This is a genomic window from Streptomyces sp. NPDC005533, from assembly GCF_042871845.1.
Classification (GTDB): domain Bacteria; phylum Actinomycetota; class Actinomycetes; order Streptomycetales; family Streptomycetaceae; genus Streptomyces.
Genome location: NZ_JBIAJH010000054.1, coordinates 22,260 through 35,103, shown reverse-complemented (window position 1 = coordinate 35,103; position 12,844 = coordinate 22,260). Strand labels below are relative to the sequence as shown.

Here is a 12,844-nt window from a genome sequence, read left to right as displayed (position 1 = left end):
GACCAGCGCGGTGGCGTGCGTCAGGTTGGGGAAGTAGCCGATCCGCACCTCGGAGGCCGACAGCTTCGCGCCGTCCGTGGCGGCGGCGTTCGCGGCCTGGCCGCCCTCGTCGTTCTTGGCCTCGGAGCCGTAACCGCACGAGGCGAGCGCGCCGATCAGGAGCGGCAGCGCGGCGGCGGCGACGACACCGCGGCGCAGGGTGGTGCGGGTGGTACGCGTGCTACGGGTGGTGGCAGGCACGGGAGGACTTCCTCTCGTGACGCGGTCATCTCATGACGCACGTCTTCGTCTGTGGAGCGGGGGCGGGTACGGCTCGTGGGGGGCGCGCGTGCGGTGCGCGTACGTCATCGCGCACATCGCGCCACGCCTCCCTGGCCGCTGCCTACACGGCCGCCCTCCTTGGCGAAGGTGGAGTAGATGTCGGCGGGCATGATCTAGAAGTCCCACCCTTCCTCGTCCGCCTGCACGGTGGTCTCGGCCTTGGAGGCGAAGGACTCGCCGGCCATGCCCGCCGCCAGGGTGGTTCCGTCGGCCGGGTCGATCAGCAGGAAGGACCCGGTGCGGCGCGAGTCGGCGTACGCGTCGAGCGCGAGCGGCTCGGCGGTACGGACGACCACGCGGCCGATGTCGTTGGCCACGAGCTGCCCGGGGTTCGGGTGCTGGGACAGGTCGTCCAGGGTCAGCCGCGAGGGGATCTCCTTGACGATCGCCTTGACCGTGCGCGTCGTGTGCTTGATCAGCACCCGGGCGCCGACGGCCAGGGGCTGGTCGGCCACGTGGCAGACCGTCGCCTCGACGTCCTGCGTGGTGGCCGGGGCGTTCGCGGACGGCGCGATCAGGTCGCCGCGCGAGATGTCGATGTCGTCCGCCAGGCGCAGCGTCACCGACTGCGGGGCCCAGGCGATGTCGACGCTCTCGCCGAGCGCGTCGATGCCCACGACCGTGCTCGTACGGCCCGAGGGCAGGACGGTCACGGCCTCGCCGACGCGCAGCACGCCGGAGGCGATCTGGCCCGCGTAGCCGCGGTAGTCGGGGTGCTCCGCGGACTGCGGGCGGATCACGTACTGCACCGGGAAACGGGCCGGGCAGGCGGTGAGGTCGTGGCTGACCGGAACGGACTCCAGGTGCTCCAGCACCGTCGGGCCGCCGTACCAGTCCATGTTGGCCGAGGGCTCCACGACGTTGTCGCCGGCCAGGGCCGAGATCGGGATCGCGGTGATCTCCGGGACGCCCAGGTCCGAGGCGTACGCGGTGAACTCCTCGGCGATCGAGGCGAAGACCGACTCCTCGTAGCCCACCAGGTCCATCTTGTTGACGGCCAGGACCACGTGCGGGACGCGCAGCAGCGCGGCCACGGCCGCGTGCCGGCGGGTCTGCTCGATCACGCCGTTGCGGGCGTCGACGAGGACCACGGCCAGGTCGGCGGTGGAGGCGCCGGTGACCATGTTCCGGGTGTACTGCACGTGCCCCGGGGTGTCCGCCAGGATGAACCGGCGGCGCGCGGTGGCGAAGTAGCGGTACGCGACGTCGATGGTGATGCCCTGCTCCCGCTCGGCCCGCAGGCCGTCGGTGAGCAGCGCGAGGTCGGGCGCCTCCTGGCCGCGCTGGGCGGAGACGGCCTCGACGGCCTCCATCTGGTCGGTCAGGACCGACTTGGAGTCGTGCAGCAGCCGGCCGACCAGGGTGGACTTGCCGTCGTCGACGGAACCGGCGGTCGCGAAGCGCAGCAGCGTGGTCGCCGACAGATCGGCGAACTGCTCGGTGGTGGAGGTCATTTCTAGAAGTACCCTTCGCGCTTGCGGTCTTCCATCGCGGCCTCGGACATCTTGTCGTCGGCGCGGGTCGCGCCCCGCTCGGTGAGGCGGGAGACGGCGATCTCGGCGATCACGGCGTCCAGCGTGGTGGCGTCGGAGTCCACGGCGCCGGTGCAGGACATGTCACCCACGGTGCGGTAGCGGATCAGACGGGTCTCGGGGACCTCGCCCTCCTTGGCGCCGCCCCACTCGCCGGCCGTCAGCCACATGCCGTTGCGCAGGAACACCTCGCGCTCGTGGGCGAAGTAGATCTCCGGCAGCTCGATTCCCTCGCGGGCGATGTACTGCCAGACGTCCAGCTCGGTCCAGTTGGAGAGCGGGAAGACGCGCACGTGCTCACCGGGCGCGTGGCGGCCGTTGTAGAGCTGCCACAGCTCGGGGCGCTGGCGGCGCGGGTCCCACTGGGAGAACTCGTCGCGCAGGCTGAACACCCGCTCCTTGGCGCGGGCCTTCTCCTCGTCGCGGCGGCCGCCGCCGAAGACGGCGTCGAACTTGAGGCTCTGGATGGCCTCGGTCAGCGGGACGGTCTGCAGCGGGTTGCGGGTGCCGTCCGGGCGCTCGCGCAGCTTGCCCGCGTCGATGTAGTCCTGGACGGACGCCACGTGCAGGCGCAGGCCGTGCTTCTCGACCGTGCGGTCGCGGTACTCCAGCACCTCGGGGAAGTTGTGGCCCGTGTCGACGTGCAGCAGCGTGAAGGGGACCGGCGCCGGCGCGAACGCCTTCAGCGCCAGGTGCAGCATGACGATGGAGTCCTTGCCGCCGGAGAACAGGATCACCGGCTTCTCGAACTCGCCCGCCACCTCGCGGAAGATGTGCACCGCCTCGGACTCCAGCGCGTCGAGGTGCGACAGCGCGTACGGGGCGTCGGAGCCGGAATCGGTGTGCGGGTGTGCGGCCGTGGTCATGCCAGACCCCTCTCGGTGAGCAGCGCGTGCAGGGCCGAGGCCGACTCCTGCACGGTCTGCGTGTGCGACTCGATACGGAGGTCCGGGGACTCCGGCGCCTCGTACGGGTCGTCGACCCCGGTCAGACCGGAGATCTCGCCCGCCGCCTGCTTGGCGTACAGGCCCTTGACGTCACGCTCGGAGCAGACCTCGACCGGGGTGGCCACGTGGACCTCCAGGTACGAGGTGCCCTCGGCGCCGTGCCGCTTGCGGACGGCCTCACGGCTGTCCGCGAACGGCGCGATCACCGGGACGAGTGCCTTCACGCCGTTGGACGCGAGGAGTTCGGCGACGAAACCGATCCGCTGCACGTTGGTGTGCCGGTCCTCGCGGCTGAAGCCGAGTCCGGCCGAGAGGAACTCGCGGATCTCGTCACCGTCGAGGACCTCCACGCGGTGGCCCTCGGCGCGCAGCCGCTCGGCCAGCGCGTAGGCGATGGTGGTCTTGCCCGCGCTCGGCAGCCCGGTCAGCCACACGGTGGCGCCCTGGTCGCTCACGCTCATCTGCTTCGTCTCCGTAAGTTCCGTACGTTCGGTCGTCATCAGCCGTGCAGCCCGCACTCGGTCTTGCCCAGCCCGGCCCACCGGCCGGCCCGCGCGTCCTCGCCCTCCGCCACGCGGCGGGTGCAGGGGGCGCAGCCGACGGAGGCGTAACCGTCCGTCAGCAGCGGGTTGGTGAGCACGCCGTGCTCGGCGACGTACGCGTCCACGTCGTCCTGGGTCCAGCGGGCGATCGGCGAGACCTTGACCTTCTGCCGCTTCTCGTCCCAGCCGACGACCGGGGTGTTCGCCCGGGTGGGGGACTCGTCGCGGCGCAGCCCCGTCGCCCACGCCCGGTACGCGGTCAGGCCCTCTTCCAGCGGCTTGACCTTGCGCAGCGCGCAGCACAGGTCGGGGTCGCGGTCGTGCAGCTTCGGGCCGTACTGCGCGTCCTGCTCGGCCACCGTCTGACGCGGGGTGAGCGTGATGACGTTGACGTCCATCACGGCGTCGACCGCGTCACGGGTGCCGATGGTCTCCTCGAAGTGGTAGCCCGTGTCGAGGAAGACCACGTCCACGCCGGGGAGGACGCGCGAGGCCAGGTGGGCGACGACCGCGTCCTCCATGGAGGAGGTCACGGCGAACTGAGCGCCGAAGGTCTCGGCCGCCCAGCGCAGGATGTCCAGCGCGGAGGCGTCCTCCAGGTCCCGGCCCGCCTGCTCGGCCAGTGCCTTGAGATCCCCGTCCTCGGGACTCGCGTCTTGAGTGGTGGTCATGTCTCGTCCCCTCCAGCTGATTCGGACCGGATACCGCGGGACAGCAGCCCGAGGTACTTCAGCTGGAAGGCTCGGTTGCAGGCCCTGCATTCCCACGCGCCGTGGCCCGTCTCGTGGGGGAACAGGTCCTCGTCGCCGCAGTACGGGCAGTAGAACGGTGCGGCGCGCTCGCTCACGAGAGGCTCTTCTCGTCCGCGCGGGCGACCCACGCCGCGAAGCGCTCGCCGTCCTCGCGCTGCTCCTCGTACTGCTTGACGACCCGCTCGACGTAGTCGGGCAGACCGGCCGAGGTGACCTTGAGGCCGCGGACCTTGCGGCCGAAGCCGGCCTCCAGGCCGAGGGCGCCGCCCAGGTGGACCTGGTAGCCCTCCACCTGGTTGCCGTCGTCGTCCAGCACCAGCTGGCCCTTGAGACCGATGTCCGCCACCTGGATACGGGCGCAGGCGTTCGGGCAGCCGTTGATGTTGATGGTGAGCGGCTCGGCGAAGTCCGGCAGGCGGCGCTCCAGTTCGTCGATCAGCGAGGCGCCGCGCGCCTTGGTCTCGACGATGGCCAGCTTGCAGAACTCGATGCCGGTGCAGGCCATCGTGCCGCGGCGGAACGGGGACGGCTTGACCCGCAGGTCCAGCGACTCCAGCGCCTCGACCACCGAGTCGACCTGGTCGGCCTCGATGTCGAGCACGATCATCTTCTGCTCGGCGGTGGTGCGCAGCCGGCCGGAGCCGTGCTGCTCGGCGACGTCCGCGATCTTGGTCAGGGTGGCGCCGTCCACACGGCCGACCCGGGGCGCGAAGCCGACGTAGAACTTGCCGTCCTGCTGCCGGTGGACGCCCACGTGGTCGCGCCACTGGCCGGTCGGCTGCTCGGGGGCGGGGCCGTCGGTCAGCTTGCGCTTCAGGTACTCGTCCTCCAGGACCTGGCGGAACTTGGCCGGGCCCCAGTCGGCGACGAGGAACTTCAGGCGGGCGCGGGTGCGCAGCCGGCGGTAGCCGTAGTCGCGGAAGATCGAGATGACGCCCTCGTAGACGTCCGGGACCTCGTCGAGCGAGACCCAGGTGCCCAGGCGCACGCCCAGCTTGGGGTTGGTGGAGAGGCCGCCGCCGACCCAGACGTCGAAGCCCGGACCGTGCTCGGGGTGGTTCACGCCGACGAAGGCGATGTCGTTGATCTCGTGCGCCACGTCGAGCAGCGGCGAGCCGGAGACCGCGGACTTGAACTTGCGGGGCAGGTTGGAGAAGTCCGGGTTGCCCACGATGCGGCGGTAGATCTCGTCGATGGCGGGCGTGCCGTCGATGATCTCGTCCAGGGCGATGCCGGCGACGGGCGAGCCGAGGATGACGCGGGGCGTGTCACCGCAGGCCTCGGTGGTGGACAGGCCGACGGCCTCCAGGCGGCGCCAGATCTCCGGGACGTCCTCGATCCGGATCCAGTGGTACTGCACGTTCTGGCGGTCGGTGAGGTCGGCGGTGCCGCGCGCGAACTCCTCGGAGATCTCGCCGATGACGCGCAGCTGCTCGGTGGTCAGCCGGCCGCCGTCGATGCGGACGCGCAGCATGAAGAACTCGTCGTCCAGCTCCTCCGGCTCCAGGATCGCGGTCTTGCCGCCGTCGATCCCGGGCTTGCGCTGGGTGTAGAGGCCCCACCAGCGCATGCGGCCGCGCAGGTCGTTGGGGTCGATCGAGTCGAAGCCGCGCTTGGAGTAGATCGTCTCAATGCGTGTCCGCACGTTGAGACCGTCGTCGTCCTTCTTGAACTGCTCGTTGCCGTTGAGGGGCGTGTGGTGTCCGACGGCCCACTGGCCCTCACCGCGGTGACGGCCGGTCTTGCGGCGCGCGGCGGCTGCGGCTGCGGGCGTTTCGGGGGTGGCGGCCATGGCGGTACGTCCTTCTTCGGCGGCTCAGGGCAAGGGCAGGGGGAGGCGGATCGGCGGCAGCGGCCCCTGTCAGGTCTGCGACGCTGAGCGGGTGTGGCCGATTCCCGCGCCGTTGCCGGGGTTGCCGGCGGGCAGGGCGGGACATCGGCCTCAGGGGGCTAGCGGGTGATCGGCGCGTCCGCGGCGGCGGGGACGGCGACGATGTGCGGCGTGGCTGGTTCCGTCAGCGCGCCGGACAGATGGCGCTGGACATGCGGCCGAGGTCGACGTGCCGCCGACTCACCAAGGCAATTCCAGCTCCATTCATGACGGAAGCGTGTCATGTGCCTCTTGGAGGAGTCCACTACTGTCCACGATTCGGACGAACTCGTCCCGCATCGTGGGATGACGTGACGGGGGTCACCCCGTCCGCCCCTTCGGCACGGCCCGGAGCCGGGGCTCCGCTCCCGCCCGTGCGGGGTCAGGCGCCGGGCCAGGGGCCCGGGGTCGCGGACTCTTCCTTCGGTTCCGTTTCCGTCTTGAAGAGCGTGAAGCCGCGCTTCAGGTAGTTGTCCATCGCGTGCGGGCCGTCCTGGCTGCACGTGTGCACCCAGACGCGCCGGGTCGGCTCGCGGTCCGGCCAGCGCTCCGCGAGGGACCACGCCCGGGCGGTGCCCACCGACAGCAGGTGCCCGCCGATGCGGCGGCCGCGGAAGTCCGGGAGGAGACCGAAGTACATGATCTCCACCACACCGTCGTCCTGCGGGTCGAGCTCCACGTACCCCGCCGGCGTGCCGCGGTCGTACGCCACCCACGTCTCCACCCCCGGCCGGGCCAGCTGCTCCACCCACTGCGCACGGGTCAGGGACAGCCGGTCCGTCCAGTGGATGTCACCGCCCACCGACGCGTAGAGGAAGCGGCTGAACTCCGGGGAGGGGACCTCCGCCCGCGAGATCGTGATCTCGGGGCCCGGTACGGCCGCCGGGACGAGATCCGAGGGGGAGGTCATTTCCAGGGACCAGGTGGTGAGGGTGATGGTGCTCATGCCCCTCAGGGAACCACGCCGGGCCCCCCGCTCCCCAGGCGGGCCCTGATCACCGCGGGGGCGGTGGAGTGCGGGAGCAGCGCGGCCGGGTCCTCGGGGCGGATCAGCTCCACCTCCACGTCCTGAGCGAAGCGGTACGGCCGGTGGGTCAGCACGCCCGCGAGGTGGCGGCGTACGCGCGACAGCTCCGCGCGGACCGTCACCGTGCGCGTCGGGTCCCCGAACAGTTCCGCGGCCAGCTCGGCCGCCGAGCGCCCCCGCGGGCTGTCCGCCAGCAGGAACAGCAGCTCCGCGTGGCGCGGGCTCAGCTCCTGCGACCAGCTCCCGGAGGACCCGTACACCGTCGCCGACCAGGATCCCGCCCGGCTGAGGTCCACGACGATCCGCGTCGCCGCCGCGCTCGTACGCTCCGGCGCGACCCGCAGCAGCCAGCCGCCGGGCAGGGGCTCCACCACGCAGTCGCCGAGCCGCGGCACCCACACCCGACCCGGGCCGAACGCCTTCGGGAGCGGGATCCGGTCCGTGAGGGCCAGCCCCGTCACCGCCGCCGGCCAGCCGTCCGGGTCCACGGCCAGCGCCCGCCCCGGCAGCCGGGCCAGCAGCGGCGTCGCCACCGTCCGCAGCCGCTCCAGCGACTCCAGGTGCCGGATCCGCAGCTCCCGCTCCGCGAGCCGGGCCACCGAGGTCACCCACGCCAGCGTCGCCGGGTGCATCGTGGCCAGCGGGCCGCTGACGTCGACCACGCCCAGCAGCCGCCCGTCGCGCGGGTCGCGTACGGGCGCCCCCGCGCAGGTCCAGTCGTGGTGGCTGGAGACGAAGTGCTCCGCCGAGAACACCTGCACCGGCCGGCGGGCCACGAGCGCGGTGCCCACCCCGTTGGTGCCGACCACGGCCTCGTCCCAGTCGGCGCCGACCGAGAAGCCGAGCCGGTCCGCCTTGCGCAGGATGGAGGAGTGGCCCTCCCGCCACAGCAGCCGGCCGTCCGCGTCGGCGACGACCATGATGTGCAGGGCCTCGTCCAGCGCGGGCAGCAGCCCCTCCCGCAGCACGGGCAGCACCTCCCGCAGCGGCGACCCGTGCCGCCGCTCCTCGGTCTCGGCGGCCGACAGCATCCGCGAGCGCGCGTCCCGGTCGGGGTGCACCCCGCCGGCCAGCATCCGCCGCCAGGACTCCGCGATCTCCGGTCGCGGCGCGGCCGGCGGCCGGTCCCCGGCCAGCGCGGCCGCCCGCACCCCCTTGAGCAGACGCGCCGCCGCCCGCGCGTCCATGGCCGAGATGCGTGCCACATCGACCGTGCCGCCTGTGGTGTCGGCCACCGGAACCTCCCCCGTGCGAACAGGATGTACGACGTGAGCCGACCGGGCGGGTGTGCGGGTTCCGCATCCCCGGCACCCCGGCGGACGGCTGCCGACTCACAGGTTGCAACGGTACGCAACCCTCGCCAAGTCCCGGTCACCCGACCGAAACTGTCCGGACGCCGCCGAGCGGCGTGACAGCTCCTCCTCGGGGCTTCGGATCAGAGGTGGTGCCGAGTCGGCGCGGCGCCACCTCTGTACCGGTCGACGGGCCCGGATCCGGGCTCGGAGCGGTTTGGGGACCGCGGGGGAGCCCGACGGGGGCTCCTCCCTAGCCCGCGATCCGCGCCCGTTCCACCACGGCGCCGAGGTCGAGGCTGTGCGGCAGCGTGCCGAACGCCGTGCCCCAGTCGCCGCCCAGCCGGGAGGCGCAGAACGCGTCCGCGACCTCCGGCGGAGCCCAGCGCACCAGCAGCGATCCCTGCAGGACCAGCGCCATGCGCTCCACCACGCGGCGGGCCCGCGCCTCGATGCCCTCCAGGTCCGCGAGCTCCGTCAGCAGGTCCTTGATGGCCGAATCCAGTCGGTGGTCGGCGCCCCGGGCCAGGCCGACCTCCTGGAGGAAGGCGTTCAGCGCCTGGGGCTCGCGCTGGAGGGCGCGCAGTACGTCCAGCGCCTGTACGTTGCCCGAGCCCTCCCAGATGGAGTTCAGCGGGGATTCGCGCAGCAGTCTCGGCAGCCCGGACTCCTCGACGTAGCCGTTGCCCCCCAGACATTCCAGGGCTTCCGCGACCATCGGCGTACAGCGCTTGGTCACCCAGTACTTGGCGGCGGGCACGGCGAGGCGCAGGAAGGCCTTCTCCTGCTCGGTCCCGGCGTCGTAGGCGGCCGCCAGGCGCAGGGTCAGCGTGGTGGCCGCCTCCGACTCCAGGGCCAGGTCGGCGAGCACGTTGCGCATCAGCGGCTGGTCGATGAGCGGTGCTCCGAAAGCGGAGCGGTGCTCCGCATGGTGTACGGCCTGCGTCAGCGCCTGCCGCATCAGCGAGGCCGAGCCGATCACGCAGTCCAGCCGGGTCGCCGCGACCATCTCGATGATCGTCCGCACCCCCCGGCCCTCCTCGCCCACCCGCTGCGCCCAGGTCCCGTCGAACTCCACCTCGCTCGACGCGTTCGACTTGTTGCCCAGCTTGTCCTTCAGCCGCTGGATCGCGAAGACGTTGCGCGTGCCGTCCGGCAGCACCCGCGGCACCAGGAAGCACGTCAGCCCGCCCGGCGCCTGCGCCAGCACCAGGAAGCCGTCGCACATCGGCGCCGAACAGAACCACTTGTGCCCGGTCAGCAGGTACTCGCCCGACGTGCCCAGCGGCGTCGCGGCCGTCGTGTTGGCCCGTACGTCGCTGCCGCCCTGCTTCTCCGTCATCCCCATGCCGAACAGCACGCCGGCCTTCTGCGCGGCCGGCCGCAGACCCTCCTCGTACACGTGCGAGGTCAGCCGCGGCTCCCACGCGGCGGCGAGCTCCGGATCGGCCCGCAGCGCCGGCACGGCGGCGTGCGTCATCGAGACCGGGCAGCCGTGCCCCGCCTCGGCCTGCGACCACAGGAAGAACCCGGCGGCCCGGCGCAGATGCCCGGCCGGACGCCCCCAGGCGTCCGTGAGCCCGGAGGTCACGGCGTGCCCGAGCAGCCGGTGCCAGGCCGGGTGGAACTCCACCTCGTCGATCCGGTTCCCGTACCGGTCGTGCGTCCGCAGTTTCGGCGGGTTCTCGTTCGCCTGCACACCCCATTCCTGGGCCTGCGCGGATCCTGCCGCCCGCCCGAGGGCGGTGAGCTCCTCCCGTACCTCACCGAGGAGTTCGGGCTCCGCGGCCGCGAGGTGACGTTCGACGCCCTCGGTGAGGGCCCGATCGCCGCCGTAGACGTCGTAGCCCACCAGAGGCGGGGCCTGGTTGCTGACTGTGTGGGTGGTGGCTGCCATGCGGATACCGTAAGGACGTGCAGCCAGCAAAAGAAACACCCGAGCGGATCCCGGGACCCCCAGGGCGGCTCCACCGGGCCCGCGCCCTCTACCGCAACGTCTCGAAGCGGAAGATGGGCTGGCTGTTGCTGAAGGACACCGTCAACTCGTGCATCGAGTACCGCATCCTCGGTCTGGCGGCCGAGGCGGCGTTCTTCACGCTGCTCTCGCTGCCCCCGCTGTTCCTCGGCCTGCTGGGCCTGCTCGGCTACGTGGACGGCTGGACCGGCAAGACGACGGTGGCCAGCATCGAGGAGAACATCCTGGGCGCGGTCGGCACGGTGCTGTCCGACCGCGGCGTCAACGACATCGCCAAACCGATGCTCGACGACGTGACGGGACGCGGACGCCCCGACCTGATCTCGCTCGGCTTCGCCTTCGCCCTGTGGTCGGGCTCCCGCGCGGTGAACGTCTTCATCGACACCATCACCGTGATGTACGGGCTCGACGGGCAGCGCGGCATCGTCAAGACCCGGCTGCTGGCCTTCGTGCTCTACGTCATCGCGCTGGTGATCGGCGCGATCGTGCTGCCCCTGATGGTGGTGGGGCCGGACGCCGTGATCGAGCTGGTCCCCTGGGGCACCAGCGTGATCGCGGTGCTGTACTGGCCGACCGTCACCCTGCTGTCCATCGTCTTCCTGACGACGCTCTACCACGTCTCCGTACCGGTGCGTTCGCCGTGGATCGAGGACGTGCCGGGTGCGCTGGTGGCCCTCGCCATGTGGGTCCTGGGCTCGTTCCTGCTGCGCATCTACCTCACCAACACCGTGGAGGGGCCGACGATCTACGGATCGCTGGCGGCGCCGGTGGCCGTCCTGCTGTGGATCGGCATCTCGGCCTTCGCGGTGCTGGTCGGCGCGGCCGTCAACGCCGCCATCGACCGCGTCTGGCCGTCCGTGGCCACGGCGGCGGCGCGCGAGGCCAACGAGCGGGCCCGGGAGCTGGAGGCCGCGCAGCTGATCGCGCGGGCCGCGGCCTGGCGGGCCCTGGCCGAGGGCGAGTCGGAGGACGACGAGGACGGCGGCATGCCGTCCGAGTTCCCGGAGCGGTGGTCGAAGTTCCTGCCGCCGGAGGACTACTCCTCGCGGCTGCGCAAACACTGACCGACACCCGGGAGGGCCGTGGATCCTCGCCCTACGCTGGAGGGATGTACGAGGAAGCGCCGTCGGCGGCCGTACCCGGAGCCGTGCTGTGGCGGGCCCGGGGCACCGGCCGGATGGTGCTGCCCGACGGGTGCATGGACCTGCTGTGGGCCGACGGGCGGCTGCTGGTCGCCGGGCCCGACACCGGTCCGCACCCCGCCGCGGAGGTCCCCGGCGGCGCCTTCGCCGGGATACGGCTGCCGCCCGGCACCGCGCCCGCACTGCTCGGCGTACCGGCCCACGCGCTGCGGGACCGCCGCGTCGAGCTCGCCGAGCTGTGGCCGGCGCGGGAGGTACGGCGCCTCACGGGGCGCGTGGCGGCGTACGGCGATCCGCGCGCCGGACTGGAGGCGCTGACCGCGCGCCGGGCGGCCGGGGCCGGGCTGCCCGACCCGCTGGCCGCGGAGGTCGCCGCCCGGCTCCGGGCGGGAGAGGCGGTCGCCGCGATCGCCGCGGCCGTCGGCCTCGGGGAGCGGCAGCTGCGGCGGCGCTCCCTGGACGCCTTCGGGTACGGGCCGCGGACGCTCGGCCGGATCCTGCGGCTGCGCCGCGCCCTGGCGCTGGCCGACGCGGGCATGTCGTACGCCGACGTGGCCTGCGCCGCCGGGTACGCCGACCAGGCGCACCTCGCCCGCGAGGTGCGCGCGCTGGCCGGGACCACGCTGACCGCCTACGCGGCGGGCTCCGACGGGGCGAAGAGGGAGACGGCGCAGCCGTCCGGGTCGAGCACGACGGCGTAGCGCTGCCCCCAGAAGGCGTCCCAGGGCTTCAGATGGCCCGGGTGCCCGGCCGCGGTCAGCTCCGCGTAGAGGGAGTCCACCTCGGCGGGGGAGTCGCACAGGAAGGCCAGGTCCCGGCGGCCGTCGCCGGTGGGGCGGGTCCAGGACGGGTCGAAGGAGCGGACGGTCTCCTCGGTGTCCCAGCCGATCCGCAGCCCGCCGGGCAGCGCGGCCTCCACGTGCGGCAGACCGTCCGCCTCCGCCGGGACGTCCAGCCCGAGGCGGCGGTAGAAGGCGAGCGAGGCGGCCATGTCGGAGACGACCAGGCCGATCATGTCGAGTCGTGGAGTCATGACGGCAGGCTAGGCGGGCCGCGTGGCGCGCGTCTTGAACGAAACGGACACCGGCGCACGCGGGGCGCCGGGGGCCCCGGGGCCGGGGGGCCGGGAGGTCCGTCGGCCTCAGCCGTTGCAGCGGGCGGCCACCCTCGCGCACGCCAGCGCCAACGGCAGCTCCGCGCCCGCCGCCGGCAACAACGCCACGCCCTGTCCGCCGGTCCCGGCCGATCCACGCCGTGGCCCGGTTCGACACCTCGGTCGTCTGCGGCGTCGTCTTCGCCGGCACCAGCACCCACGAGAGGAGCGCCGCCCCCGCACAGGTGAACACGATGGCCGGCCGGGGGGTGCGCCAGGCGCGGGCCTGGGGGGCGACAAGTGCCATGGGTGCGGCTCTCGTTCCGTCCCGGCGGTCCGTCCCCCGGGCAC

The 12,844-nt window shown here is 72.7% G+C and carries 13 protein-coding genes and 1 pseudogene; 2 read left to right on the top strand and 12 right to left on the bottom strand.

Going from position 1 to position 12,844, the window contains the following annotated elements; genetic code table 11:
* The 11 genes and pseudogenes from ACFYP3_RS33050 to ACFYP3_RS33000 form a co-directional block, all read right to left on the bottom strand.
* Positions 1–240, bottom strand: a pseudogene (locus tag ACFYP3_RS33050) (sulfate ABC transporter substrate-binding protein); the annotation flags it as partial.
* Between the two features lie 194 nt (positions 241–434).
* A complete protein-coding gene (locus ACFYP3_RS33045) occupies positions 435–1,775 on the bottom strand; it encodes a sulfate adenylyltransferase subunit 1 (RefSeq protein WP_388840789.1) in 1,341 nt (446 codons plus the stop codon).
* Positions 1,776–1,777: 2 nt separating this feature from the next.
* Complete coding sequence (gene cysD, locus ACFYP3_RS33040) at positions 1,778–2,719, bottom strand: sulfate adenylyltransferase subunit CysD (RefSeq protein ID WP_388840786.1); 942 nt, start codon at positions 2,717–2,719, stop codon at positions 1,778–1,780.
* Complete coding sequence (gene cysC, locus ACFYP3_RS33035) at positions 2,716–3,261, bottom strand: adenylyl-sulfate kinase (protein WP_388840783.1); 546 nt, start codon at positions 3,259–3,261, stop codon at positions 2,716–2,718. Before cysC ends, cysD begins: the two co-directional genes overlap by 4 nt.
* A gap of 38 nt (positions 3,262–3,299) precedes the next feature.
* Positions 3,300–4,013 carry a phosphoadenylyl-sulfate reductase gene (locus tag ACFYP3_RS33030; RefSeq protein WP_388840780.1) on the bottom strand — a complete coding sequence of 238 codons (714 nt, stop codon included), beginning with the start codon at positions 4,011–4,013 and terminating at the stop codon, positions 3,300–3,302.
* Positions 4,010–4,189, bottom strand: a complete 180-nt coding sequence (locus ACFYP3_RS33025; RefSeq protein WP_078893063.1) for a hypothetical protein — start codon at positions 4,187–4,189, stop codon at positions 4,010–4,012. The genes ACFYP3_RS33030 and ACFYP3_RS33025 overlap by 4 nt, the downstream gene beginning before the upstream one ends.
* On the bottom strand, positions 4,186–5,886 hold the full coding sequence (locus ACFYP3_RS33020; protein ID WP_388840777.1) for a nitrite/sulfite reductase: 1,701 nt from the start codon (positions 5,884–5,886) through the stop codon (positions 4,186–4,188). Before ACFYP3_RS33020 ends, ACFYP3_RS33025 begins: the two co-directional genes overlap by 4 nt.
* A 223-nt stretch (positions 5,887–6,109) precedes the next feature.
* Complete coding sequence (locus ACFYP3_RS33015) at positions 6,110–6,193, bottom strand: putative leader peptide (RefSeq protein ID WP_312847410.1); 84 nt, start codon at positions 6,191–6,193, stop codon at positions 6,110–6,112.
* 153 nt (positions 6,194–6,346) lie between these two features.
* Positions 6,347–6,910 (bottom strand): GNAT family N-acetyltransferase, encoded by a 564-nt coding sequence (locus tag ACFYP3_RS33010; RefSeq protein WP_388840775.1) that lies wholly within the window; start codon positions 6,908–6,910, stop codon positions 6,347–6,349.
* 5 nt (positions 6,911–6,915) lie between these two features.
* Positions 6,916–8,178: a GAF domain-containing protein gene (locus ACFYP3_RS33005; RefSeq protein WP_388840798.1), complete on the bottom strand. Its 1,263-nt coding sequence runs from the start codon at positions 8,176–8,178 to the stop codon at positions 6,916–6,918.
* A gap of 358 nt (positions 8,179–8,536) precedes the next feature.
* The gene (locus tag ACFYP3_RS33000; protein ID WP_388840772.1) at positions 8,537–10,180 is read right to left on the bottom strand and encodes an acyl-CoA dehydrogenase family protein; all 1,644 of its coding nucleotides are present in this window, start codon (positions 10,178–10,180) and stop codon (positions 8,537–8,539) included.
* Between the two features lie 17 nt (positions 10,181–10,197).
* On the opposite strand from ACFYP3_RS33000, the gene ACFYP3_RS32995 reads away from it, so the two are divergent.
* On the top strand, positions 10,198–11,322 hold the full coding sequence (locus tag ACFYP3_RS32995) for a YihY/virulence factor BrkB family protein (protein ID WP_362857424.1): 1,125 nt from the start codon (positions 10,198–10,200) through the stop codon (positions 11,320–11,322).
* 44 nt (positions 11,323–11,366) lie between these two features.
* Complete coding sequence (locus ACFYP3_RS32990; protein ID WP_388840769.1) at positions 11,367–12,101, top strand: helix-turn-helix domain-containing protein; 735 nt, start codon at positions 11,367–11,369, stop codon at positions 12,099–12,101.
* Here ACFYP3_RS32990 and ACFYP3_RS32985 read toward each other — a convergent pair.
* Positions 12,032–12,433 carry a VOC family protein gene (locus ACFYP3_RS32985; RefSeq protein ID WP_388840766.1) on the bottom strand — a complete coding sequence of 134 codons (402 nt, stop codon included), beginning with the start codon at positions 12,431–12,433 and terminating at the stop codon, positions 12,032–12,034. The genes ACFYP3_RS32990 and ACFYP3_RS32985 overlap by 70 nt on opposite strands.
* Between the last annotated feature and the right edge of the window lie 411 nt (positions 12,434–12,844).